Here is a 22,962-nt window from a genome sequence, read left to right on the forward strand (position 1 = left end):
GATTTAATCCAGGCAGCAACGGAGTGAAGGCGGTATGTACCAGATCGACACCCACGACAAGGTCGTTGAGCTCCGCGATCTGCCGCAGATGGATCCTGCCGCGCCCTTGCCGGCCTTGGTCGCCAATGAGCAATACGTTGATCTGATCTACCTCATCGTGGAACAGGATCCGGATTGGGACGGTACAACCTCGACAATGGTGACGACCGACACGGAACGCGGGCAGGTCGCCTGCATCCGCTTCGATCGCGTATGGAGCCACTCTTGGGGCGCGCCCGGTGACGAAACCCTGGTGAGCCATCCCCTGGCGGCGCGCGGTTTGACCTACTATTCGGTCTTCGAGGTCCTCAATTCCTCCTGGGTGCGTTTACTGGAACGCATGAATTCCGTGCATCCTCGCCATAGCCCCAGCTTCTTCGACTCGGCACGGCATTTCATCTTTACCTTTCACGACAGCACCTTCGAATGTGTCGCCGACAGCTATGAGGCCCGGGTCGCCAGAGGATCCATCGCGTCTGTTGCGGCCACGCTGCCGTCGACCTGGCGCTGATATCCTCTGGACGCTATTTCCGCCGCCGTTGAAGGCGCGCTAACCAAAGGCCGCCAAAGGCCACCAGCAGGCAGCCCGTGACGGTAATGCCGTCCGGGAGCAGGTCGAAGAAAAGTACGTCGATAAAAGTCGCAAAGACCATCGAGCTGTATTTGAAGGGCGTGATCAAGGATATAGCCGCAAAGCGGACCGACCAGATGTTGCAGATCTGACCCAGGATCGCGACCGGCCCCATGCAGCAGATAAGGAGCAGGGTTCTTTGGTCCAATGGCTCCCAGAGCAGAAACGCGGGTATGGCCAGGGCGAGGGAAGCAACGGTGTTTACGTAGAGCAGGACCCGGGCCAGGGGTTCGCGTCTGGAGACGTGGGTCAGGACCGCCATCTCGCCCGCCATCGTGATGGCACCGATCAGTGCGATGAAGGCCGCAGGATTGCTCTGAAAGGTCGCAATGAGGTCGGTGGAGGGGCGTGCCACCACCAAGGCGCCGGCCAGGCAGAGGAACGATGCAATCCAGGCCAGGCCGGCGATGCGTTCACCGAAAAAGATGAAGGCCAGGATGATCGCGAAGACACCGTTGGTCAGGCCGATGGCCGTTGCGTTCGCCAGGGGCATATGCGTTGCCGCGTAGACCCCGCAGACCACGGAGGCAATGCCGAGACTTGCGCGGAAGAGGTGCCACTGCGGCTGCGGAGAGATCAAGGATACGCCTTTGCGATGCGTGGCCACCGCCAGCGGGAGCACCGCAAGAAAACCACCGAAATAGCGGATGAAGGCGATTTGCAGACCGGGCACGTCGTGTCCGCTGCTGGCTGGGCCCGCGAATTTCGGCAGGGCAAACATGATGGTGAAGAGCGCTGTCCCCATGAGGGCGAGCAGGATTCCCTTCAAAGCTGCCCCAGGGTCGTCCTGTAGGCCTGGAGTTTTCACGTTGCTGGAGGGGATTGGCGCTTTTGTGATGGAAAGAGACGAATTCGGCGTCATGGAGGTCCTGCAGAGGTTTTGGCGATGAAGAGCGCTTGTCTGACTGCAGGAATAGCGCATTCAAAAATGAAGCTGTATAATCTCTTATTAATAACTATTATTCGTTTTTGAATAGGTAAATCGATACGAAAAGGCTTTTGAAGTTATGGGTTCCGTCATGAATTGGGACGATGTCCGCGTGTTCTGCGCGGTGGCGCGCCTGGGCACGCTCTCGGCGGCGGCCAGAGAACTAAAGCTGAGTCAGCCGACGGTGGGCCGCCGGATTCAGAGCCTTGAAGAATCGCTTTCCGCGCGCCTCTTCGACAAGCGCCCGGACGGTTTTGTCCTGGCGCCGGCCGGTATCGAACTGCTGCCCCTGGCCGAGCAGATGACCCGCTCCGCCGACGTTATCCAGCGGCGGCGGGACTCCTTTTCCGAGGAACTCACGGGAACGCTCAGAATCTCGACACCGGAGCAGATGGCTATGTTCCTGACGGAGCAGCTACCGGACCTGAGAGCGGCCTTGCCTGAAATCGAGTGGGAGGTCGCCGTCTCCCATGTGCAGGTCAATCTGACGCGGCGGGAGGCGGATCTCCTGATCCGGGAATGCCTGCCTGAGAATTCCAGCCTGATATCCCGAAAGCTTGGGCGCGTCGCCTATGCCGTTTACGGCGCGCATGATTACGTCGAACGCTTCCCGCAAAGCCGGACCGATGCGCGTTTCGACCTTTGCGATTGGGTCGGGTATGACGAGGCCCACGCGCACTTCGGCAGTCAAAAGTGGCTTGATAAACACCGCGACCGCACTCCGGAGACCCGAACCAACAATGGCCTCGTGCTGGTTGAGGCGGTTCGGCGGGGCTGTGGTCTCGCAGTCTTGCCCTGCTACGCCGCAGAAACGGTGACCGGACTGCAACGGGTCTCGCCGGTTATACCTGAGCTGGTTGTGGATCAGTGGTTACTGGTGCACCGCGATCTTCTGCGCACACCGCGTGTCCGGGCTGCCATCGACGTAATCGTCGAGCTTTTCAAACGCCATGAGCGGCGCTTGCTGGGAAGCTGATTCAGTATCCACTCTTATCGGTTGGGTCGGCTTCGGCGCCGCCGGTGCCAAGCAGTTCACGGGTCTGACTGACGCTCTCTGACGCCGCAGCGGCGAGCAGCCGGACGTCGTTGGCCAGCGTGGTCAGATCGAAGCCCCAGCCGATGGCTTTGGCGGCGTAGGCCGGGCTGCCGCAGTGCAGAGCCGCGCGGATTCCCGCGTTCTTGGCGGCAGCCAGGATCCTTTTGATCGCCTCCACCATCTCCGGCTCTTCCCGGTCGAAGCCCGGCGGCAGGCTGCCGTTGCTCACGCCCAATGTCAGGTCGGCGGGGCCGATGTAAACGCCATCCAGCCCCGGTGTGGAGACGATATCTTCCAGGTTCGCCATGGCCTCCGCCGTTTCGATCATGGCGAGACAGAGGATCTCGTCGTTGGCTTCCCCAGCGTAGTTCGTGCCGGCGGAAAAGTTCACGCGCGTCGGGCCGAAGCTGCGGGTGCCTTTGGGGGGATAACGCATGTAGGAGACCAGTTGTTCGGCCTCCGCGCGCGAATTGACCATGGGGCAGATGACACCGTAAGCCCCGGCGTCGAGCACCTTCATGATGATACCGGGCTCCAGCCAGGGCACGCGCGCCAGGGGCGTGACACCACTCGCCCGCATGGCCTGTAGCATGGGCAGCGCACCGCTGTAGTCGACGGCGCCGTGCTGGAGGTCGACGGTCAGGCTATCGTAGCCCTGTGCCGCCATGATCTCGGCTGAAAAGGAGTTGCCGATGGAGAGCCAGCCGTTGAGGGCGGGTTTGTTCTGGTCCCACAGGCTTTTCAGTCCGTTCTTGATCATGGCGTCTTCCCTGGAATGTTGTTTGCGCGAAGCCCTTATCGAAGCCTCGCTTGCTTCCAGCATTAGAGGAGAAATCGCGCGCTAAAGAAAGGGGGAGAGCTCGGATATCTTTGCGATCACGGCTTTGGGTGAGAGGGCTTCAAGAGAGAGGCGGTGGCTGTCGGTCTGCGCATGCCCGCCGCCGGTAAAGCCGACCACCGTCATACCCGCGCGCTGCGCGGCCTCGATGCCCGCTGGACTGTCCTCGATCACCAGGCAATGCCGCGGGTTGACGCCCATCTCCTGCGCGGCATGCAAAAAGAGGTCTGGCGCGGGTTTGCCGTTCGCGACCATGGTTGCGCTGAAGATGTTGGGTTCGAAATTTGCCCGCAACCCGGTGACCTCCAGGGAGAGACGAATGCGCTCCAACTGGCTTGAGGAGGCGACGCAGACCGGCAGGTCCAGGTTCTGCATAAGGGCGGCGATACCCGGGATGGGGCGAAGTTCCCGGCGGTAGAGACTGAAGAGCTGTATCCGCATGGAGTCCAGATCCGCGTCTGAAAATTCGACATTGAATTCGCGGCTCAGAATCTCGGTGGTGGTCGTGAGGCTCTTGCCGAGGAAGAGACGGTAGCAATCCTCCATGGGGATGGAAGCGCCTTTTAGCGCAATGTTTTGCGACAGGACCTGAAAGGAAAGCGGCTCGCTGTCGACCAGCACGCCGTCGCAATCGAAGATCACGAGACGCGGGCGTTCGCGCGTCTGAAGCTGCGCGCTTTGCAGGTTACCAGCAGGTGTATCCGCCATCCGCCACCACGATTGATCCGGTCATCAGACTTGCCGCGTCGGATGAGAGGAAGTGTACGATCGATGCGATTTCATCGGGCTGGCCGACCCGTCCCATCGGTGTCATCTCAAGCCAGGTTTTATACATCTCGGGCTCTTCGGTCATGCCGAATTCGGTCAGGGGCGTTTCGATATAGGTCGGCGCCACCGCGTTGACCCGCACGCCGCGCCCGCCCCATTCGGCGGCCAGCGACTTGGTCAACTGGTGCACCGCGGCCTTGGAGGCGTTGTAAAAGGATTGGGGTTGGGGCTTGTTGACGATCAGGCCGGACATGGAGCCGATGTTGACGATGGAGCCCTTGCTCTGCTTGAGCATTGCCCGGCCGAAGGCGCGGCAGCACCAGAAGAGGCCGTCCAGATTGACGTCCAGGTGAAAACGCCAGTGTTCGTCGGTTGTTTCCTCAGCCGGCACGTCACTTTTCGCCACACCCGCGTTGTTCACCAGGATGTCGATTTGGCCAAATTGGGCGAGGATATCCCCCGAAACCTTTTCGACATGACTTGATTTTGTCACATCCAATGTCATGCCCGAGGCGGTTATCCCCAGGGCCTGCAGCTCATCGACGCTGGCCGCCACCCGCTCGGGCAGCAGGTCGAGGACGACGACCGTCGCGCCGGCCTCGCCCAGCGCACGGGCGCAGGCCGCCCCGATGCCCTGTCCGGCGCCGGTGACCGCCGCAATCTTCCCGTCCAGCTTTAACTTCTCAAGATACACGCTTCGTTTCCTTAACTAAATACGAGCTTCAGCTCATCCAGTTGCCGCCATCGACGTTGTAGGTCTGGGCGACGATGTAATCGCTTTCACTGCCGGCCAGAAAAATGGCCATGCCGGTGAGGTCTTCGGCGGTGCCCATGCGCCCGAAGGGCACGGCTTCACCGACCTCTTTTTTCTTCTCGCCGAGGGGCCGGTTTTCCAGTTTGGCGAAGAGGGCGTCGACGCCGTCCCAATGCTCGCCCTCGACCACGCCCGGCGCGATGGCGTTCACGTTGATGCCCTGGCCGACCAGGTTCAGTCCGGCCGATTGAGTCAGGCTGATCACGGCGGCCTTGGTGGCGCAGTAGACCCCGACCAGGGCTTCGCCGCGCCGCCCGGCCTGGCTGGCCATGTTGATGATCTTGCCGCGTCCGCCGCCGGGCCGTCCGAGCGCGATCATGGAGCGCGCCGCCGCCTGCATCGTAAAGAGCAGGCCGCCGACGTTGATGGAAAAGAGCCGGTCATAGCTCTCGCGGGTGATCTCGGTGATCGGCGCGGCATCGAAGAGGGCGGCGTTGTTGACTAGGATGTCGAGCCCGCCCCGCTGTTCCTCCACTGTCCCGATGGCGGCATCGATCGAGGCCTGATTCGTGACGTCCATCTCGACCGCATAGGCCTGTGCGCCAATTTCCCCCGCGGTCTCGCTGGCGCGCGCCAGGTCGATGTCGGCGATGGCGACCACCGCGCCCTCGCGCACATAGGCCTCGGCGAAGCTTCGGCCGATGCCGCGGGCGGCCCCGGTGATCAGGGCGGATTTTCCTTCAAGACGTCTCACCCCAGGACACTGCCTTCTGCCGTGAAGCGGTGGATTTTGGCGGCGTCGGGGGTCAGGAAGACCTCTTCGCCATAGTGCAGATCGATCTCGCCTTCAGCGCGGGCGGTCACCTGGCCGATGTTTTCCAGATGCACGTGCAGGAAGGTGTCGGAACCCAGATGCTCGGCCACCCCGACCTTGCCTTTCCAATCGCCGCCGTCACGCGAGACGGTCATATGCTCGGGCCGCACACCGATGGAGGCGGCGTCGAATTTTCCGGCCTCGGCCCCGTCGATGAAGTTCATGGTGGGCGAGCCGATAAAGCCTGCGACAAAGCGGTTGGCCGGATTGCGGTAGAGCTCCATGGGCGAGCCGACCTGCTCGATCCGCCCGGCCTGAAGCACGACGATCTTGTCGGCCATGGTCATGGCCTCGACCTGGTCATGGGTCACGTAGACCATGGTGGTTTTCAGGGTCTGATGCAGCTCGGAGATTTCCAGGCGCATGTTGCCGCGCAGGGCCGCGTCCAGGTTGGAGAGCGGCTCGTCGAAAAGAAAGGCGGCGGGCTCGCGCACGATGGAGCGCCCGATGGCGACGCGCTGGCGCTGGCCGCCGGAGAGCTGCCCCGGACGGCGGTCCAGGTAGTCTGTGAGGTTCAGCGTCTCCGCCGCCGCCAGGACTTTCTTTTCCCGCTCCGCCGGATCGATCCCGGCCATCTTCAGGGGGAAGGCGATGTTCTTGCGCACGGACATATGGGGATAGAGGGCGTAGGACTGAAAGACCATGGCCAGGCCACGTTTAGCTGGCGGAATGGCGGTGGCGTCGCGCCCGTCGATCTCGATCGCGCCGCTGGTCACGTCCTCCAGCCCGGCGATCAGGCGCAGCAGGGTCGACTTGCCGCAGCCCGAGGGGCCGACGAAGACCACGAATTCGCCGTCCTCGATTTCCAGGTTGATCGGGCGGATGACGTCGACCGGGCCGAAGCTTTTGGTGACGTTCTTCAGGGTGATGCTTCCCATTGTTTTTCTGCTCCGTTCTTTACTTTACGGCGCCAAAGGTCAGGCCGCGCACCAGCTGTTTCTGGCTGAACCAGCCCATGATCAGGATCGGTGCGATGGCCATGGCGGAGGCGGCGGAGAGCTTCGCGTAGAAGAGGCCTTCGGGGCTGGAATAGCTGGCGATGAAGGCGGTCAGGGGCGCCGCCTTGGAGGCGGTCAGGTTCAGGGTCCAGAAGGCTTCGTTCCAGGCCAGGATGATGTTGAGCAAGAGCGTCGAGGCGATGCCCGGCACGGCCATGGGCGTCAGGACATAGAGGATCTCGGCCCAGAGTGTCGCGCCGTCCATGCGCGCGGCCTCCAGGATCTCGCCCGGGATCTCCTTGAAGTAGGTGAAGAGCATCCAGATGATGATCGGCAGGTTGATCAGGGTCATGACGATCACCAGCCCGGTCCGGGTATCCAGCAGCCCGAAGTCCCGGAAGATCAGATAGATCGGGATCAGGACGCCGACCGGCGGCAGCATCTTGGTGGAGAGCATCCACATGAGAATGTCTTTGTTGCGCTTGGCCGGAACGAAGGCCATGGACCAGGCGGTCGGGATCGCGATCAGCAGGCCCAGCAGAGTAGAGCCGACCGAGATGATCACCGAGTTCGCGAAGTGGCGGAAATAGTTCGAGCGCTGCAGAACCTCGCCGTAGTTCTCCGTCGTCCACTGGAAGAAGAAGAGGGAAGGCGGATCGGCGATGGCCTCGGCCTCGGTCTTGAAGCTGGTCAGCAGGGTCCAGAGGATCGGAAAGAAGATCGTCAGGCCCACGGCCCAGGCACAGGCGGTGATGACGGCCTTGCGGCGGGTGGTGACGGCACGGGCCATTAGAGCGTCCTCCCATTATCCGGCAGCACCTGGCTGGGGAGAATTTGGCCGGAGAGAATCCCGCCTTCAAAGACCATCAAATCGATCCCGGATGATTTGAACATGCTCTAAGCCTCCAGGTTCTTGCCGATCATCCGCAGCAGGAAGATCGCGACGATGTTGGCCAGGATGACGGCGACGATGCCGCCCGCGGAGCCGCCGCCCACGTCGAACTGCAGCAGCGACTGGGCATAGACCAGGAAGGTGATGTTGGTGGAGGCGGTGCCCGGCCCGCCGTTGGTGGTCACCAGGATCTCGGCGAAGACCGACAGCAGGAAGATGGTCTGGATCAGGATCACCACCGTGGCCGCGCGCGAGAGGTGCGGGACGACGATGTAAAAGAAACGGCTGAGTTTGCTCGCACCGTCCATCTCGGCGGCCTCGAGCTGTTCCGAGTCGAGCGACTGCAATGCCGTCAACAGGATCAGGGTCGCGAAGGGCAGCCACTGCCAGGCGACGATGCAGATGATCGAGAGCAGGGGCGCGTGGGCCAGGAAGTCGAAGGGTTCGGCCCCGACCGCCGCCGCGCCGTAAGCGAAAAGCCCGCTGACCGGGTTCATGAACATGTTCTTCCAGACCAGGGCCGAGACCGTGGGCATGACGAAGAAGGGCGCGATCACCAGGATGCGCACGATGCCCTGGCCCCACATGGGCTGGTCCAGCAGCAGGGCCAGCAGGACGCCGCCGATGACGGTGATGACCAGCACGCCGCCGACCAGCAGCAGGGTGTTGCCCAGGGCCGCGAAGAAGGCCGGGTCGGTCAGGAAGTATTCGTAGTTCAGAAAGCCGATGAAGCGTTCGGTCCCCGGCGAGAGCAGATTGTAGCTCAAAAACGAGAAGTAGATCGTCATCGACAGCGGCACGATCATCCAGGCCAGCAGCAGCAGAACGGCCGGCGAGATCATCAGGCGTGCGGCGGTGCGGGAATGGGCGGTGGCCACGATGAAACTCCCTCAATGAATAACGAGAGCCCTCAATGAATAACAAGAGGCTGAACCGGTTCAGGAGACGGCTTCAAGAACCGGGTTCAAGAGCCGGGTTCAAGAGCCGGGTTCAAGAGACTGCGGCAGCGGCTGATCCCTCAGACGCTCTCATTCCACTGCGTGCTCTCGGGCGCCGCGGTTCGCGCGTCTTTTGATCCGGAAAAAGTCTCCACGGCGGGGGTATCCGGGTGGCGGGACGACAATTGACAGGGGCCCTTGTCCCGTCACCGCCCCACCGTGGAGCGAACGCTGATGATAACGCCGCTTTGTTGCACCGGCGCTACGGTCATGAACCGGCCCTACTTGATGTAACCGGCGCGCGTCATCTCCCGGGTGGCCAGCTTCTGGGCGTTGGCCAGGGCGTCCTCGATGGAGGTGGTCCCGGCGAGCGCCGCTGAGAACTGCTGGCCCACGGCGGTCGCGATGCCTTGGAACTCCGGAATGGCGACGAACTGCACGCCGACGTAAGGCACCTCATCCACCGTCGGGTTGGTCGGGTCGGCGGAGTTGATGCTGTCCAGAGTCATCTTGGCGAAGGGTATCTTGGCGTACTCCGGGTTCTCGTAGAGCGAGGTGCGGGTGCCCGGCGGCACGTTGGCCCAGCCTTCCTTCTCGGCGACCAGGGCCAGGTATTCCTTGGAGGTCGCCCACTCGACGAACTTCTTGGCGGCGGCCTCTTTCTGGGTGCCCGCCGGGATCGCCAGGGACCAGGCCCAGAGCCAGTTGCCGCGCTTGCCCAGGCCCGTATCAGGCGCCAGGGCGAAGCCCATCTTGTCGGCGACGGTGGAGTCCTTCGGATTGGTCACGAAGGAGGCGGCGACGGTGGCGTCGATCCACATGCCGCACTTGCCGGTCTGGGTGAGCGAGAGGTTTTCGTTGAAGCCGTTGGAGGAGGCGCCCGGAGGTCCGGATTCCTTCATCATCTCGATGTAGAAGGTCAGGGCCTCTTTCCACTCCGCGCTGTCGAACTGCGGCTTCCAGTCCATGTCGAACCACTTGGCGCCGAAGGAGTTGGCGGTGGCGGTCAGGAAGGCCATGTTCTCGCCCCAGCCGGCCTTGCCGCGCAGGCAGATGCCGTAGACACCCGCGTCCTTGTCGGTCATGGCCTTGGCGGCATCGCGCACGAAGGTCCAGGTTGGTGCATCGGGCATTTCGAGGCCGGCTTTTTCCATCAGGTCGGTGCGGTACATCACCATGGAGGACTCGCCATAGAAAGGCGCGGCGTAGAGCTCGCCGTCCACGGTCAGGCCGCCGCGGATCGGCGGCAGGATGTCGTCCACATCATAGGACGCGGGCAGGTCGTTGAGCGAGACCAGCCATCCCTTGGAACCCCAGATCGGAACCTCGTAGGTGCCGATGGTCATGACGTCGTACTGGCCGCCCTTGGTGGCGATGTCGGTCGTGACCTTCTGGCGCAGAACGTTTTCTTCCAGGGTGACCCACTCCACCTCGATGCCGGGATTCTTGGCGGTGAAGTCGTCCGTCAGCTTTTGCATGCGGATCATATCGCCGTTGTTCACGGTGGCGATGGTCAGGGTCTCGGCGCTGGCTGAACCGGCGACACCAGCGATGGCGAGCACAGAGCAGGCGCCGAGCATCAAGGATTTGAATGTCATGTTTTTCCTCCCGCACAGGTCTTGGGGTGGCTCTTAGGTTTTGAGCATTTGCCTATGTATTGGGCAATTACTCACGAATATGCTTAACGAGTCAAGATTGAATCGTTGCTGCGCTGCACAAGAAATAGGCGAGCGGTAGCGACCATCGCTGGGATTATTGGGAGTGTGGGCCGGAGAGGGGGAGAAGAGTTGAGAGGACTCAGTACTCCGCGTAGATCTCGATCACATTGCCTTCGGGATCGCGGAAGAAGAGCGTGCGGTGCCGCCAGTCCGGCAGGTCGGTGGGTTCGCGTAGGATCGCAACGCCCTTGGCCAGCAGCTCGGCGTGGCAGGCATCGACGGCGGGCGGCGGCACGCGGAATGCCAGTTGCACCGAGGCCGCACCGGGCGCCGCAGGACCGTCGTCCCAGACCGGGTTGGCGCCGCGCGGCCGCAACGTCAGCAGGGTCGCGCCGACCCGGAAACTCACCCAGGTCTCCCTGTCGGTCTCCACGGCAAAGCCCATCACCTCTTCATAGAAAGCCCGCGTTTCGATCATCTTGCTGCAAAGCAGGACGATGTAATCGGCGTTGCGGATGTCCTTGAGGCTCATATTGGGCTCCTGGCGTTTCCTCTTGAGTGCTCAAGCGTCCGAAAGCAGTTTTTCCGCCGTCTCTTCGTCGGTGATCAGGCCGTTGATCAGTCCGCCGCGCACGGCGGCGGCGATCGCAGGCAGCTTGCGTTCGCCCATGGCCAGGGCGGTGACAAGACCGCTCTCGCAGGAGGGCAGGGGCGCGCTGGCAACCCGGGCGTTGGTGGCGCCGGAGATGAGCTTCCCCTCGGCATCGAAGACCCAGCCGGTGATCTCCCCGGCCGCGCCGGCCTTCATGAGTTTCTCCATCTCCGGATCGCCGATGAAGCCGTCCTCGCGCAGGGGGGCGTGGGCGCCCATCTCGCCGATGCCGACGAAGGTGATGTCGGCCTGGGCGGCCAGCTCCAGGGTCGAGTGGATCAGTTCTTGCTGGTGCAGCAGTTCGCGTTCCTCGGGCGAGGAGACATAGACCGGCAGGGGCATGGGATAGTGCCGGGCGTTCTTGACTGCGTCCGCCATGCTGAAGATCACGTTGTAATAGGCCGCCGAGCCGTCCGGCGCGATGTTCCCGGTCAGGGAGACGATCCTGTGCTGCGGGCAATCCATCTGCGGCAGCTGATCCACGGCGGCCTTCAGGGTCCGCCCGGTGCCCAGGGCCATGACGATGGGATCGCTGGATTTCAGCGCCTTCTCGATCGCCGCCGCGCCCGCCTCGGCCAGCCCCACGGTGGTGGAGGCAGAGCCCGGATCGCTCGGCACCACCTCGGCGGACTTCAGCCCGAAGCGCGCCTTCAGATCCCGCCCCAGCTCCAGACAGCGCGCGATGGGATGATCCACCCGCACCTTGATCAGCCCCTCGCTGACCGCCAGCGACACCAGCCGCTGCGCCGACTGCCGCGAAATCCCCATGGTCTCGGCAATCTCGTCCTGGGTGTTCTTGGCCACGTAATAAAGCCAGCCCGCCCGCGCCGCATCGTCGAGACGGTTTCCGTTGGAGTCTTTGCGGCGTTGCATAGCTGTTGGACCGAGGTGGTTTATGTGTAGTGGTTGGCGGCGGAGTGTCGGGCTGCCGTCTATTCACTTACGACAGGGAAGGGGGGATGGCAAATTTGGTGGGGTGACAATTTTCGATCCTGATCGATGTAGGTAGTGTTTCGACTTACAGTACAATAGCCATATTGGTCCGAGTTTTGATCTAGTTGTATTGCTGCGACGAGATTTGAGTGTGTCTTTTGAGCTAGTTCAGATAAAATCATAAGCAAGTCAATATCACTCATTGTGACGTAGCCTTGTTAAAATGGAAAAGTAGATAGTTGTGGCTGGATCAGGCATGTCAACACCCAAACAAGCGCGGCTTAGTGTTCAAGAAACGAGAGAGGCGCTTCCAAAACTTGAGCGAAGAATCAATGATCTTAAGGCGTTTGACGTCAATTTAATTGAAGAACTGTATGACCCAACCGTCGACGCGCTTAAAAGGAAAGTCAATAGCACGCTTCAAGAAATATTTGGTCACGGCACCGTCGAATATAATGATTATTATGTAAGTTCTTTTGAAGCTCTACCATTGTTATTGGGAGGGCGTGACTACTCAGTGACGAAAATTCGTAATGCGTATAAAGAAAGTATTGCCGGGGCGCTTGCAAAATTGACAACGCTGAAGGAGCTTTTTGAAGAACGTTTGTTAGATGCGAATCACTTATCGTCGGATGTAAGTCAGAAAGCTGAGCCAACGGCGGTGGGTTCAAAACGAGTGTTTGTTGTGCACGGTCACGATGATGGCGCGAAGGAAACAGTTGCTCGATATCTTTCTGACTTGAAGTTGACGCCAATAATTCTTCACGAGCAACCCAATAAAGGGCAGACAATTGTTGAAAAATTTACATCTAACTCCGATGTGGAATACGCAATTATTCTTTTTACGCCAGATGATATGGGATATCCAGCAGGTAAACCAGACGACGCGAGGCCACGTGCCCGGCAAAACGTGCTGTTGGAATTAGGTTACTTTACTGCTACGCTCGGTCGTCAGAGAGTGTGTATTCTGTCCAAGGGTGATGTAGAAGTGCCATCGGACTATGCAGGCGTACTTTACGTCAAAATGGATGATGCTGGCGCTTGGCGTTTTATTGTTGCAAGCGAAATGAAAAGCGTAGGCCTAGAAATCGATTTAAACTATGTGAGGCGGTAGATAGTTTCTATCAGAGCTCAATCAGTGTTACGCGACTGTCAAGCCGGGCTAGTAAATTGTGTGCGAAAGTGTTGCGGTCGCAAAGCTGCCGCTTGTTCACCCTTGCAGGTGAGCCGACGCTCCTTTGGCCCTCGTAACGCTAAACATCTCGTTTTCAGTTAGGCGGGTCAGTACCAGCACAGAGGCTGTGCCATATGTCCCTCCATGCACTCCCGCGCCCCAATGGATCACCATGTCTTGAATTCCGTCTCCTGTAACGTCAGCACGCATCAGTTCAAACATGAATGTGCGGCCACCGTCGTAATCAATCCCAATGGAATTGGCGCCAACCCTCGTAACTCTTGCATCACCAGATGAGACTAAATCCTGTATGGATCTTCCTTTAAGTTCCTCCCTCTGACCTGCAAAGGCGGGATCGTTCGTCATATCTTCAGTCAAAAACAAAAGAGTGGCTGGTAGTAAGGAAATATCTGATAAGCCTATCCTTGGATTGTCAATGAAACTCTTCTCGGGCACCTTTGCGGCTTTTATTGTTTGAAGCAATGCAAGAGGGCGTTTGAAGCTCTGGAATTCAACACTCATTTCAAAGTTGGAATAAGCGTAGAAGCTATTATCTACAGCTTCTTGAAATTCCTGGAGTGTGGTAACGTACACTTCTTTACCTCCTTGGGAGATAAGCCTCAGCCCGTTTTCCATCTCGGGTGGGAGAGATATCTTTGTGTTTAGATAGTGCTTATAATCTGATTTTGAAATGTCTCGGAGGGGGGCATCGCCAAAAAGTTTGAAGACCGAACTTAGCCGAAATACTCCTGAACTCTCCCGAGCTTTCGCCATTGTTTCAGACACTTCTTCTTCAGATATAGTGCCCGACCCAAGCGCGCCCGCAATAGCAAAACGTAACTTGTCGGTTTCGTCAGCCTTTCTGAAACGCTGAACTAACTCTTCTACTATAATTTTCTTCTTGCGAGTTACACCCAACTCTATAGCTGTTCTGCCCGCTGGAAAGACTTCAGCTCTTTTTCGACTGTTGCAAGCCCGACAACTTGGTTGCAAATTCTCGTAACCCCTTAGCGAGAAATCGCGAAGTAAACCCTGTTCTTCTCGAACGTGAGCCCACTCCGCTTCGTCGTTAAGAAGTGACTCCGGCAATACATGGTCGACTTCCATTTCTGCGAACGAGATCGGATCGCGGCAATAGGCGCATCGCTTATCGTGCGCTTCCCATAAAGCACGTCGTTCAAAATAATTAAATTTTTGCTCTGCCATTTTTGTTTCGTATTCTAAGTTACCTCGTAGCCCTACACCGTTTTGTTCAGGCCGTGCCATTTCAAGATGATTACTATAACGAGTATTAGGCGATTGGGCACTGAAGCAATCTGAAGAATCGCACCTTATGTTTAGTTTTTAAGTTTCGATTCAGCCTAATTAAACTTCCGGAAAAAACGCGTCCGGTCGAAGACCTCTTCCAGGGCTTCGATGCGCGCGCAGGTGTCGTCCCAGGTTTGTTTCTGAGCCTCGGCAATCAGCAGCAGGATCACGACCGAGGAGTCCCAGGCTGAAGGGGTGAGGCTTCGGCTATCCGATAAAGGCCAGGAAGGGCCGTCCGTTCAAAGCTTCGACAAAGCTGTAAGCCACCAAACCGACATAGAGCACTGAAAAGGCCAGCACGAAGCTGGTCGCCTTCCACTCCGCCACCACTTTCCCTACCACAAATCCGGCCGCCGGGATGAAATGCATCGCGTGGAGGGCGAAGAAGTGGGGAACGCGGAGGTCGCCGGCCTCGCGGGACCAGCCGAGGAGGGGGAGGGTGGCGGCGTTCGGGCCGGGGGTGCCGACGAAGTGACCGCCGTTGCCGGCCAGGGTGTAGGCGACGATCAGGGTGAGGGGGAGGGTTAGGAGCAGGCCAATTGCGAGTGACAGTCGCACGGCCGGGGCGAGGTCCGGCGACTTACTCCGCCATATCAAAAAGCCGTAGAGGGCGCTGGCCGAGGTGATCAGGGTCGCGAGCAGGCCCATGACAGGGTAGAGGCGCGTCATGAAGGGCTCGGTGGTGTTGTAGTGGGAGGCGGTGCCGAAGGCCGCCGCGCCGCCGATCCAGAGCATCTCGGCGAGGCAGGCGAAGACCACCGCCGCCGCGAAGATGCGGTACCAGAGTTTCTGTGTCAGGCCGGGGCGCAGCCAGCGGGCGTAGAAGGCCAGGGTCAGAAAATAGACCGCCAGGGACACCTCGAACTTGAGGGGCTTGACCCAGAGGTTCTGCCCCAGCAGCGTGCGCGGCTCGATCGCCAGGGCGGCGAGGGTGGGGAGCATCAGCAGCAGCATGAAGACACCGGCGGCCGCGAAGACCGGCTCGGCGCGGAAAGGTGCGAGGAGCCGCACCAGGGCCGGAGACAAGAGTGCAGGCGGCAGGGTGAGCGGCGCAAGGCTGTTCGGGGATGGCGAAAGGGACGCGGTTGGGAGGCTGCGGGTCATGTCTCTCACTCTCGCTCATCTTCTCCGGGGGTGGTGTCTCCACGCGGCGGCGTTTGCCGCCCTCGGCTCGGCACGGCGCTGGCCGCGCTCAAGTAGGCACGGCGGCGCCCGCCGCCTGGACGCGCCTGACCGCGCGCAGGGCCAGGAAGAGCAGCAGGCCGACCGGGCCGAACAAAAAGGTCAGGGCAAGGCAGGGGATCACGAGCCAGAAGCGGATCCCCTCGGCGCGCGCGGTGCGGCACTCCCAGGCGCCGATAAAAAGATCGAAGGCGAGGTAGTGGATCCAGCCCGCCAAGACCAGCTCGGGCCGGGTGAAAAGCTGCATGACCTCCGCCAGGCTGCCGTAACCGCCCTCGCTGTCGGCCCAGTAAACCAGGATCAGCGCGCTGTAACCGACCGAGAGGATCAGGGGCAGGATCAGGCCGGAAATCCGCTGGGTCCAGACCGGCCAGAGCGGGCTTGCCAACAGCACCAGCCAGCCCAGCATGGCCGTGGCGCCGGCGAGGCTGAAGATCTCTTCCAGGGTCATGCCGGGTCTCCCTCCGGGTTATGGTTTGGCGCGGGTTGCGCCTGGGTGCAGTTCACGTTTGGGTACAGTTCACATCCGGGTAACGTTCACGTCGGCGCAGGCTTCACCTTTGGGCGCCTGCCGCGCTTCACAGCCGGCTGGACTTTCATTTGATCTTTACGCTGTCTAGATGCTTTTGGATCAGAATCTTGTCACTGTCAAGTTTGCTTTTGACAAGTACGGGTCTCTGGCGTAGTCAGGGCGCATGGTGAAAAGCAAAGCCTCCGCCGAGTCCCTCGCGGCTGCGCCTAAAACGGCGGCTGGGAAAAAGATGGCCCTCAAAAAGACGGCCCTCAAAAAGACGGCTCTCAAAAAGACGGCCAAAAGCCGCTACCATCACGGCGATCTGCGGGCCGCCCTGCTGGAGGCGGCGGAGGCCGAGCTGGCGGAAAAGGGGATCGAGGCTTTCTCCCTGCGCGGTGTGGCCAAGCGGGCCGGGGTCAGCCATGCGGCGCCGGCGCATCACTTCGGCGACGTGAACGGCCTCTTCACGGCGCTGGCGGCGACCGGCTACCGACGATTCATTGCCGCGCAGCGGACCCGGCAGAAAAGGGCGGCGCAAAAGGGGGGCAAGGACGGGGCCGCGCAGCTCGCGGCGGTGGGCCTGGGCTACGTCGATTTCGCCATAGCCAACCCGGCGCTCTTCCGCCTGATGTTCTCATCCAAGCGACCGGACTTCTGTGACGGCGAACTGGAAGAGACAGCGCGCGCGGCCTTCGAGAAGCTGCTGGAGGATGTCGGGCGCTTCCGGAAGATCCATCCCTGCGACGACGAGGCAGTGATGGCCTCGGCCATGGCCACCTGGGCCATGGTGCACGGGCTGGCCGATCTGCTGGAGGGCGGGCGCATCAAGTACCTGCAGAACCTGACGCGGAAAAAGCGCGAGCAGGTGCTTTCGGACATGATCCTGCGCGCGGCGTCTTAGGACGCGGCATCTTGAACCTGACTGATCCTTGCTGAGTTTCCAGAAAAACCGGGTCCGGTCGGCGACATGGTCCAGGTCATCGATCCTGTGCATGTGTCGTCCCTGGGCTTTTTCTGGGGCGAACATGAAGGAGAAGTCGGGTCTTAAACTGCGTGCCGAGCTGTAGCAAAGCACAGATAAACAAGGACATGCTTCCCGCTACAGGTACTCGGCAGGAATATTTGAGAGTTGGGCTTTGACATCCCAGTCTTCTGGTTTGTCTTTTTCCGACCACCAATTCATGCCCTTTCGTTTCCACTCCTCTCTGTAACTCACGACTGCTGAATAAAGAGAGTCTTCATATCCGAATTCTGCGCCACAGCAGGCGCAGATATCAAACGTGGCTGTTTTTCCGTCCAGGCCCCATGGTGGCTCAGGCTGTTCCAAGCCACATACCCGACAGGCGAAAAGAGATTTATTGAGCAAGGTAACAATCCATATTCGTTGTGCATTTGGGGAAGGGGTCAGGTGATACCTCGCGCCCTGCCTCTGTTAAGCGGCGTCTCGGGTTTCCCTTCCTCCACAAACCGCATCAAATGCGCGATTACCCAATTCAAATCGTCCTCATTGCACCAGAGTTCATCGATCTTTCCGTAGAGTGTGAAGCGCGAGAGATTGAAACCCTCTTCGATCTCGTTGTACCAGAGCACCTGATCGCCGAAAACGCCGACCGCCCAGAAGCCGCCGGTCTCTCGCCCGTAATCTCCGCCCGACCAGCGTGTCGGTGGGATCTTGATCAGTTCCCAGAGCCTCTGCTCCTTGGAGGTAATCTGGGCCTCGGCCGCTGTGATCATCGCATTCAGTTCAGCTTCGGATAAAGGGGGTATCGTCATTGACAGATCCTAATTCGCCCCTTTGCGCAATTTGCGTTTAAGTGGACTCAAAACCCGCTGCCTCTCAATCAGCAAACTGCTGATTTCGCCCTCTGAGCTTTTGGCGCAGGTTTTGAGAAGGTGTGTTTTTAGAGCGAACGCAAATTGCTTTTTTTGGGTCTGTTGAACAGCAAGCCGTTCAACAGACCCTAATTAAACTTCCGGAAAAACCGGGTCCGGTCGAAGACCTCTTCCAGGGCTTCGATGCGTTCGCGGGTGCCGTCCCAGGTTTGCTTCTGGACTTCGGCGATCATGGTTTCCAGCAGCAGCATGATCACGACCGAGGAATCCCAGGCGGAAGGGACGACGATGCGGCTGGAAAAGCAAAGATCGGCGCAGCGGCTGACCGGGCTGCGCCACTGGTCGGTGAAGAGGATGATCTTCACGCCCTGTTCGCGGGCCAGCTCGGCGAGCTTGATGGTGGAGTTCTCGTAGCGCCGGTTGTCGAAGATCACCAGGACGTCGCCAGCCTGCATATCCAATAGCGAATGGGGCCAGGAGTTGGAGCGGGATTCGATGCTGGTGACGCCCCGGCGGATCATCTGCAGGTGCATGTAGAAGTAGTCGGCCAGGGCCCGGGTGATCCGGCCGCCGGCCACGAAGACCGTGCGCTTGGGGTCGGCGAGCAGGGCGCAGGCGGCGTCGAAGCTCGCCGGGTCGATCTGCGCCAGGGTCTGGTGGATGTTGTCGATGACCGCCTCGGTGAAGCGGTTCAGGATGTGCCCGTCCGGGGCGTTCTCGGCCCAGGTGTCGTGCTTGGCGATGGGGTTGGTGATCTTGGCTTCCAGCTCGCGCCTGAGCGCCGCCTGAAACTGCGGAAAGCCGGGAAATCCCAGCTTGCGCACCATGCGGACCACGGTGGGGGTCGAGACCTTGGCGTTGGCCGCCAGCGTGGTGATGCTGCCCAGGCCGGAGACGGGATAGTTCTCCAGGATCGCATTGGCCAGCTGCCGCTCGGCCCGGGTCAGGGCGTCGAACGAGCTTTGCAGGCGCTCCCCAATGGTCTCGACCGGTTCCGGCATAGGGCTCCCATCCTCTTATGTTTCGCACAGTCTAACAGGCGGCGGCGGCGGGCCGAAAGACTTTCTGAAAAGGAGTTGACTGACTTGGCAGGTCTGTAATTATCTATACAGAATGACTGTGGGGAATGATCGATTGCTTGAAGGTGGCGCAAAGCCGGAAGAGGCGGGGCCCATCGCACCGGAGGTATTCAATGCCGGCGGCGCGAGCCCGGTTCTGCTGGTCTGCGAGCATGCTTCCAACGTCATCCCCGCGCGCTACGGCGATCTGGGTTTGAGCGCGGATGAGCTGACCAGCCATGTGGCCTGGGACCCCGGCGCGGATATCGTCGCGCGGGCCGTGGCGAGCCAACTGGACGCGGCCCTGGTGGCGGCCCGGGTCTCGCGGCTGGTCTACGACTGCAACCGTCCGCCCGATGCGCCCGGCGCCATGCCGGAAAAGAGCGAAGTCTTCGACATTCCCGGCAATAGAGACCTGACCGAAGCCCAGAAATCCGAGCGGGTCGAGAACATCTATCTGCCCTTCAAGGATGGGCTCAGCCGCGTGATCTCGGGCGGCGGGCACTTGAAGGTGATGGTAACGGTCCACAGCTTCACGCCGGTTTACTTCGGCGGACAGCGGGATCTGCACATCGGCATTCTGCACGACAGCGACAGCCGTCTGGCCGACGCCATGCTGGAGACCGCCGAGGACTTCACCAGCCTGGACGTGCGGCGCAACGAGCCCTACGGCCCCGCCGACGGCGTGACCCATACCCTGATCGAGCACGGGCTGCATCACGGTCTGCTCAACGTTATGATCGAGATCCGCAACGACCTGCTGGCCGCCGAGCAAGATCAGAAGATCGTCTCGGATCTGCTGGCTGGCTGGATCGCGGCGGCCTGTGAAAAGGTGGGCGTGCCCTTGAGCGGGGATCTCTTGGGTGGGGTGCTTATGGGCGGAGGCTCATCGGGCGGAGGCTCATCGCGTGATGGATCTATGGGGACAGGGAAGGTGACGTCATGCCCGCAGTGATCCGGCACTACGTGCGCGTCGTCGATGCGGTGAACCGGCGGCTCGGGCGGCTGGTCATGTACATGATCTTCGTGATGGTCGCGATCCTGCTCTGGTCCTCGATCTCCAAGACCTTCTTCTTTCCCTCGCTCTGGACCCTGGAGATGGCGCAGTTCGCCATGGTCGCCTACTTCATGCTCGGCGGACCCTATGCGCTGCAGCTCGGTTCCAACGTGCGGATGGATCTTTTCTACGGCGACTGGTCGGACCGCAAGAAGGCCTGGTTCGACGCCTTCACGGTCTTTCTGCTGATCTTCTATCTGGGCGTTCTGCTCTACGGCGGCTGGGAGAGCACCTCCTATTCGCTGCAGTATAACGAGCGCAGCAGCACGGCGTGGCGGCCGCTGCTCTGGCCGATCAAGGTCACCATGTGCCTGAGTATTTTCCTGATGATCCTTCAGGCTCTGTCCGAGTTCTTCAAGGACGTGGCGCGTATCCGTGGGGTTTCCATCTGATGTCCTACGAGCTGATCGCGATCCTGATGTTCTCGACCATGATGATCATGCTGATGACCGGGCAGCGGGTCTTCGGCGCCATCGGCTTCGTGGGCGTGGTGGCGGGCCTGCTGCTGTGGGGCGATACCGGCGGCAGCGACATCGCCTTCTCGGCGGCCATGAAGCTGATGAAGTGGTATCCGCTGCTGACCCTGCCGATGTTCATCTTCATGGGCTACGTTCTGTCGGAATCCAAGATCGCCGACGACCTTTACAAGATGTTCCATGTCTGGTTCGGACCGGTGCGCGGCGGCCTCGCCATCGGCACCATCCTGCTGATGGTGCTGGTCTCGGCCATGAACGGCCTCTCGGTCGCGGGCATGGCGATCGGCGCGACGATCGCGCTGCCGGAACTGCTCCGGCGCGGCTACGACAAGCGCATGGTCACGGGCGTGGTGCAGGCGGGCTCCTCGCTGGGCATCCTGGTGCCGCCTTCCGTGGTGCTGGTGCTCTATGCCATGATCGCGCGCCAGCCGGTGGGACAGCTCTGGCTGGCGGGGGTTCTGCCCGGCCTGATGATGGCGGCCATGTTCGTGCTCTACGTGGTGATCCGCTGCCGGTTGCAGCCTGAATTGGGTCCCGCGCTGCCGGAAGACGAGCGCAAGGTCTCCCTGGCGGAGAAGCTGCGCCTTCTGCGCGCGGGTATGCTGCCGCTGGTGATCTTTGCGGCCATGATGGTGCCCTTCGTCAACGGCTGGACCTCCCTGGTCGAGAGCTCCGCGATCGGCGCCATGACCGCCTTCGGCGCCGCCGTGCTGAAGGGGCGCATGACCAGGCAGGTCTTCGAGACCTCGGTGCGCCAGACTCTCGCGATCTCCTGCATGTTCATGTGGATCATCCTGGCTGCCCTCGGTTTCGGCGCGGTCTTTGACGGTCTGGGCGCGGTGAAAGCCATCGAGAACCTCTTCACCGAACAGCTGGGCCTGAACCCCTGGATGATCCTGATCCTGATGCAGCTCTCGTTTCTGCTGATGGGGACCTTCCTGGACGACACGGCGATGCTGGTGATCGTCGCGCCCCTTTATGTGCCCTTGGTGGGAGCGCTGGGCTTCGATCTGATCTGGTACGGCATTCTCTACACCATCACCACGCAGGTCGCCTATATGACGCCGCCCTTCGGCTATAACCTCTTTCTGATGCGCGCCATGGCGCCGCCGGAGATCGGCCTGAAAGACATCTACAGCTCCATCGTGCCCTTCGTCCTGGTGATGATCCTGGCCCTGGCGCTGGTGATGGCGTTTCCGGAGATTGCCCTGTGGCTGCCGGACTATGTCTACGGAAAATAGTGAAGAACCGGACGGGTTTTGTTTTTGGGGAAGTAACGTCCGGAGTTGGTAAAGTGAGGTAACTTTTTTGACAGGGGGATCGGCCTGATCGAGGCCGGTCCGATAACAAGGGAGAACAGGATATGACCGACAGACGTAAGTTTCTGAAAGGCGCCGGCATGGCCGGTGTCGCCGCCGGGGCCTCCGCGCTGGCCGCGCCCGCCGTGCACGCGCAGTCCAAGATCAAATGGCGCATGCAGACCTATGCCGGACCGGCGCTGGCGGAGCACGTGATCAAACCCGCGATTGATTCCTTCAACAAGGTCGCCGGCGACGAGATGGAGATCGAGCTCTTCTTCGCCGATCAGCTGGTGCCGACCGGTGAGCTTTTCCGTGCCATGCAGAAGGGCACCATCGACGCGGTGCAGTCTGACGACGATTCCATGGCTTCGCCGACGGAGGTCACGGTCTTCGGCGGCTACTTCCCCTTCGCCTCGCGTTATTCGCTGGACGTGCCGGTGCTCTTCAACCAGTACGGCCTGGGTGAGATCTGGGATTCCGAATACTCCAAGGTCGGCGTCAAATGGCTCTCGGCGGGCGCCTGGGATCCCTGTCACTTCGCCACCAAGGATCCGATCCGCAGCCTGGAAGACATGAAGGGCAAGCGCGTCTTCACCTTCCCGACGGCGGGCCGCTTCCTGACCCAGTTCGGCGTCATCCCCGTGACCCTGCCCTGGGAAGACATCGAGGTCGCGGTCCAGACCGGCGAGCTGGACGGCATCGCCTGGTCGGGCATCACCGAGGACTACACGGTGGGTTGGGCCGACGTGACCAACTACTTCCTGACCAACAACATCTCCGGCGCCTGGGCGGGGTCCTTCTTCGCCAACATGGACCGCTACAACGAGCTGCCCGATCACCTGAAAGAGCTGCTCAAGCTGACCATGGACAGCTCGCACTATTACCGTCAGTGGTGGTACTGGGGCGGCGAAGCCCATCTGCGCACCAAAGGCACCAAGATGGAACTGACCTCCATCCCCGATGAGGAGTGGGCGCAGGTCGAGGCCGCCGCGGTCAAGTTCTGGGACGAGATCGCCGCGGAATCCGAGACCAAGGCCAAGGTGGTCCAGATCTTCAAGGACTACAACGCGACCATGGAGAAAGCCGGACGTCCGTACCGTTACGGGTGATCAAGGCGCAAGTTCGGAGTGAGGGGGGCGTCCCGTGGGAGCGGGGCGCCTCTTTTTTTGTGGGGGGAAAG

25 protein-coding genes are annotated in these 22,962 nt (G+C 60.6%); 8 read left to right on the top strand and 17 right to left on the bottom strand.

Annotated elements, in window-relative coordinates; genetic code table 11:
- Positions 1–34: 34 nt before the first annotated feature.
- Positions 35–550 (top strand): hypothetical protein, encoded by a 516-nt coding sequence (locus tag FKG95_RS07960; RefSeq protein WP_142895778.1) that lies wholly within the window; start codon positions 35–37, stop codon positions 548–550.
- 13 nt (positions 551–563) lie between these two features.
- Here FKG95_RS07960 and FKG95_RS07965 read toward each other — a convergent pair whose 3' ends face one another.
- Positions 564–1,532, bottom strand: a complete 969-nt coding sequence (locus tag FKG95_RS07965) for a DMT family transporter (protein WP_179953977.1) — start codon at positions 1,530–1,532, stop codon at positions 564–566.
- Between the two features lie 157 nt (positions 1,533–1,689).
- Here FKG95_RS07965 and FKG95_RS07970 point away from each other — a divergent pair, with 157 nt between their 5' ends.
- Positions 1,690–2,574, top strand: a complete 885-nt coding sequence (locus FKG95_RS07970; protein WP_179953978.1) for a LysR family transcriptional regulator — start codon at positions 1,690–1,692, stop codon at positions 2,572–2,574.
- Position 2,575: 1 nt separating this feature from the next.
- Here the strand turns inward: FKG95_RS07970 and FKG95_RS07975 are convergent, their stop codons facing one another.
- The 10 genes from FKG95_RS07975 to FKG95_RS08020 form a co-directional block, all read right to left on the bottom strand.
- Positions 2,576–3,394, bottom strand: coding sequence for an HpcH/HpaI aldolase family protein (locus FKG95_RS07975; RefSeq protein WP_142895781.1), 819 nt, complete (start codon positions 3,392–3,394; stop codon positions 2,576–2,578).
- Between the two features lie 81 nt (positions 3,395–3,475).
- The gene (locus FKG95_RS07980) at positions 3,476–4,180 is read right to left on the bottom strand and encodes an HAD family hydrolase (RefSeq protein WP_142895782.1); all 705 of its coding nucleotides are present in this window, start codon (positions 4,178–4,180) and stop codon (positions 3,476–3,478) included.
- Positions 4,158–4,934, bottom strand: coding sequence for an SDR family NAD(P)-dependent oxidoreductase (locus FKG95_RS07985; RefSeq protein WP_142895783.1), 777 nt, complete (start codon positions 4,932–4,934; stop codon positions 4,158–4,160). The genes FKG95_RS07980 and FKG95_RS07985 overlap by 23 nt, the downstream gene beginning before the upstream one ends.
- A 28-nt stretch (positions 4,935–4,962) precedes the next feature.
- Positions 4,963–5,748 carry an L-iditol 2-dehydrogenase gene (locus FKG95_RS07990; protein ID WP_142895784.1) on the bottom strand — a complete coding sequence of 262 codons (786 nt, stop codon included), beginning with the start codon at positions 5,746–5,748 and terminating at the stop codon, positions 4,963–4,965.
- The gene (locus tag FKG95_RS07995; protein ID WP_142895785.1) at positions 5,745–6,746 is read right to left on the bottom strand and encodes an ABC transporter ATP-binding protein; all 1,002 of its coding nucleotides are present in this window, start codon (positions 6,744–6,746) and stop codon (positions 5,745–5,747) included. Before FKG95_RS07995 ends, FKG95_RS07990 begins: the two co-directional genes overlap by 4 nt.
- Before the next feature lie 19 nt (positions 6,747–6,765).
- On the bottom strand, positions 6,766–7,596 hold the full coding sequence (locus FKG95_RS08000) for a carbohydrate ABC transporter permease (RefSeq protein ID WP_142895786.1): 831 nt from the start codon (positions 7,594–7,596) through the stop codon (positions 6,766–6,768).
- 107 nt (positions 7,597–7,703) lie between these two features.
- Positions 7,704–8,576: a carbohydrate ABC transporter permease gene (locus FKG95_RS08005; RefSeq protein ID WP_142895787.1), complete on the bottom strand. Its 873-nt coding sequence runs from the start codon at positions 8,574–8,576 to the stop codon at positions 7,704–7,706.
- 341 nt (positions 8,577–8,917) lie between these two features.
- Entirely contained in the window at positions 8,918–10,234 is a 1,317-nt protein-coding gene (locus FKG95_RS08010; RefSeq protein ID WP_142895788.1) for an ABC transporter substrate-binding protein, read from the bottom strand.
- Between the two features lie 199 nt (positions 10,235–10,433).
- Positions 10,434–10,826, bottom strand: coding sequence for a VOC family protein (locus FKG95_RS08015; protein ID WP_142895789.1), 393 nt, complete (start codon positions 10,824–10,826; stop codon positions 10,434–10,436).
- A gap of 30 nt (positions 10,827–10,856) precedes the next feature.
- Positions 10,857–11,819: a sugar-binding transcriptional regulator gene (locus tag FKG95_RS08020; protein WP_142895790.1), complete on the bottom strand. Its 963-nt coding sequence runs from the start codon at positions 11,817–11,819 to the stop codon at positions 10,857–10,859.
- 316 nt (positions 11,820–12,135) lie between these two features.
- Between FKG95_RS08020 and FKG95_RS08025 the strand changes: the two genes are divergently transcribed.
- Positions 12,136–12,993, top strand: coding sequence for a TIR domain-containing protein (locus FKG95_RS08025; RefSeq protein ID WP_142895791.1), 858 nt, complete (start codon positions 12,136–12,138; stop codon positions 12,991–12,993).
- Positions 12,994–13,089: 96 nt separating this feature from the next.
- Here the strand turns inward: FKG95_RS08025 and FKG95_RS08030 are convergent, their stop codons facing one another.
- From FKG95_RS08030 to FKG95_RS08040, 3 genes are all read right to left on the bottom strand, one after another.
- Positions 13,090–14,259 (bottom strand): HNH endonuclease, encoded by a 1,170-nt coding sequence (locus tag FKG95_RS08030; RefSeq protein WP_179953979.1) that lies wholly within the window; start codon positions 14,257–14,259, stop codon positions 13,090–13,092.
- 309 nt (positions 14,260–14,568) lie between these two features.
- Positions 14,569–15,474 (bottom strand): hypothetical protein, encoded by a 906-nt coding sequence (locus FKG95_RS08035; protein WP_142895793.1) that lies wholly within the window; start codon positions 15,472–15,474, stop codon positions 14,569–14,571.
- Positions 15,475–15,553: 79 nt separating this feature from the next.
- Positions 15,554–15,994, bottom strand: a complete 441-nt coding sequence (locus tag FKG95_RS08040; protein WP_142895794.1) for an ABA4-like family protein — start codon at positions 15,992–15,994, stop codon at positions 15,554–15,556.
- A 244-nt stretch (positions 15,995–16,238) separates the two neighbouring features.
- On the opposite strand from FKG95_RS08040, the gene FKG95_RS08045 reads away from it, so the two are divergent.
- The gene (locus tag FKG95_RS08045) at positions 16,239–16,958 is read left to right on the top strand and encodes a TetR/AcrR family transcriptional regulator (protein WP_246116719.1); all 720 of its coding nucleotides are present in this window, start codon (positions 16,239–16,241) and stop codon (positions 16,956–16,958) included.
- A gap of 198 nt (positions 16,959–17,156) precedes the next feature.
- Here FKG95_RS08045 and FKG95_RS08050 read toward each other — a convergent pair whose 3' ends face one another.
- From FKG95_RS08050 to FKG95_RS08060, 3 genes are all read right to left on the bottom strand, one after another.
- Positions 17,157–17,384, bottom strand: coding sequence for a hypothetical protein (locus tag FKG95_RS08050; RefSeq protein WP_218940109.1), 228 nt, complete (start codon positions 17,382–17,384; stop codon positions 17,157–17,159).
- Positions 17,385–17,461: 77 nt separating this feature from the next.
- Positions 17,462–17,830, bottom strand: a complete 369-nt coding sequence (locus FKG95_RS08055) for a hypothetical protein (protein ID WP_179953980.1) — start codon at positions 17,828–17,830, stop codon at positions 17,462–17,464.
- Between the two features lie 188 nt (positions 17,831–18,018).
- Positions 18,019–18,891: a MurR/RpiR family transcriptional regulator gene (locus FKG95_RS08060; RefSeq protein ID WP_142895796.1), complete on the bottom strand. Its 873-nt coding sequence runs from the start codon at positions 18,889–18,891 to the stop codon at positions 18,019–18,021.
- Between the two features lie 133 nt (positions 18,892–19,024).
- Between FKG95_RS08060 and FKG95_RS08065 the strand changes: the two genes are divergently transcribed.
- The 4 genes from FKG95_RS08065 to FKG95_RS08080 all read left to right on the top strand — a co-directional run bounded on the left by FKG95_RS08065 (position 19,025) and on the right by FKG95_RS08080 (position 22,891).
- Entirely contained in the window at positions 19,025–19,903 is an 879-nt protein-coding gene (locus FKG95_RS08065) for an N-formylglutamate amidohydrolase (protein ID WP_218940110.1), read from the top strand.
- Positions 19,891–20,397, top strand: a complete 507-nt coding sequence (locus FKG95_RS08070; protein ID WP_142895798.1) for a TRAP transporter small permease subunit — start codon at positions 19,891–19,893, stop codon at positions 20,395–20,397. The genes FKG95_RS08065 and FKG95_RS08070 overlap by 13 nt, the downstream gene beginning before the upstream one ends.
- Positions 20,397–21,722 carry a TRAP transporter large permease gene (locus FKG95_RS08075; protein ID WP_142895799.1) on the top strand — a complete coding sequence of 442 codons (1,326 nt, stop codon included), beginning with the start codon at positions 20,397–20,399 and terminating at the stop codon, positions 21,720–21,722. Before FKG95_RS08070 ends, FKG95_RS08075 begins: the two co-directional genes overlap by 1 nt.
- A 122-nt stretch (positions 21,723–21,844) precedes the next feature.
- Positions 21,845–22,891: a TRAP transporter substrate-binding protein gene (locus FKG95_RS08080; protein ID WP_142895800.1), complete on the top strand. Its 1,047-nt coding sequence runs from the start codon at positions 21,845–21,847 to the stop codon at positions 22,889–22,891.
- Positions 22,892–22,962: the final 71 nt, after the last annotated feature.

The sequence above is a fragment of the Denitrobaculum tricleocarpae genome (genome assembly GCF_007004665.1).
GTDB lineage: Bacteria > Pseudomonadota > Alphaproteobacteria > Kiloniellales > Kiloniellaceae > Denitrobaculum > Denitrobaculum tricleocarpae.

What these genes read in the sequence shown, in the direction of transcription:
- FKG95_RS07960 (WP_142895778.1), top strand. Translation starts at nt 35, where the DNA reads ATGTACCAGATCGACACCCACGACAAGGTCGTTGAGCTCCGCGATCTG.
- FKG95_RS07965 (WP_179953977.1), bottom strand. Translation starts at nt 1,532, where the DNA reads ATGACGCCGAATTCGTCTCTTTCCATCACAAAAGCGCCAATCCCCTCC.
- FKG95_RS07970 (WP_179953978.1), top strand. Translation starts at nt 1,690, where the DNA reads ATGAATTGGGACGATGTCCGCGTGTTCTGCGCGGTGGCGCGCCTGGGC.
- FKG95_RS07975 (WP_142895781.1), bottom strand. Translation starts at nt 3,394, where the DNA reads ATGATCAAGAACGGACTGAAAAGCCTGTGGGACCAGAACAAACCCGCC.
- FKG95_RS07980 (WP_142895782.1), bottom strand. Translation starts at nt 4,180, where the DNA reads ATGGCGGATACACCTGCTGGTAACCTGCAAAGCGCGCAGCTTCAGACG.
- FKG95_RS07995 (WP_142895785.1), bottom strand. Translation starts at nt 6,746, where the DNA reads ATGGGAAGCATCACCCTGAAGAACGTCACCAAAAGCTTCGGCCCGGTC.
- FKG95_RS08000 (WP_142895786.1), bottom strand. Translation starts at nt 7,596, where the DNA reads ATGGCCCGTGCCGTCACCACCCGCCGCAAGGCCGTCATCACCGCCTGT.
- FKG95_RS08010 (WP_142895788.1), bottom strand. Translation starts at nt 10,234, where the DNA reads ATGACATTCAAATCCTTGATGCTCGGCGCCTGCTCTGTGCTCGCCATC.
- FKG95_RS08015 (WP_142895789.1), bottom strand. Translation starts at nt 10,826, where the DNA reads ATGAGCCTCAAGGACATCCGCAACGCCGATTACATCGTCCTGCTTTGC.
- FKG95_RS08020 (WP_142895790.1), bottom strand. Translation starts at nt 11,819, where the DNA reads ATGCAACGCCGCAAAGACTCCAACGGAAACCGTCTCGACGATGCGGCG.
- FKG95_RS08025 (WP_142895791.1), top strand. Translation starts at nt 12,136, where the DNA reads ATGTCAACACCCAAACAAGCGCGGCTTAGTGTTCAAGAAACGAGAGAG.
- FKG95_RS08030 (WP_179953979.1), bottom strand. Translation starts at nt 14,259, where the DNA reads ATGGCAGAGCAAAAATTTAATTATTTTGAACGACGTGCTTTATGGGAA.
- FKG95_RS08040 (WP_142895794.1), bottom strand. Translation starts at nt 15,994, where the DNA reads ATGACCCTGGAAGAGATCTTCAGCCTCGCCGGCGCCACGGCCATGCTG.
- FKG95_RS08045 (WP_246116719.1), top strand. Translation starts at nt 16,239, where the DNA reads ATGGTGAAAAGCAAAGCCTCCGCCGAGTCCCTCGCGGCTGCGCCTAAA.
- FKG95_RS08055 (WP_179953980.1), bottom strand. Translation starts at nt 17,830, where the DNA reads ATGACGATACCCCCTTTATCCGAAGCTGAACTGAATGCGATGATCACA.
- FKG95_RS08060 (WP_142895796.1), bottom strand. Translation starts at nt 18,891, where the DNA reads ATGCCGGAACCGGTCGAGACCATTGGGGAGCGCCTGCAAAGCTCGTTC.
- FKG95_RS08070 (WP_142895798.1), top strand. Translation starts at nt 19,891, where the DNA reads ATGCCCGCAGTGATCCGGCACTACGTGCGCGTCGTCGATGCGGTGAAC.
- FKG95_RS08075 (WP_142895799.1), top strand. Translation starts at nt 20,397, where the DNA reads ATGTCCTACGAGCTGATCGCGATCCTGATGTTCTCGACCATGATGATC.
- FKG95_RS08080 (WP_142895800.1), top strand. Translation starts at nt 21,845, where the DNA reads ATGACCGACAGACGTAAGTTTCTGAAAGGCGCCGGCATGGCCGGTGTC.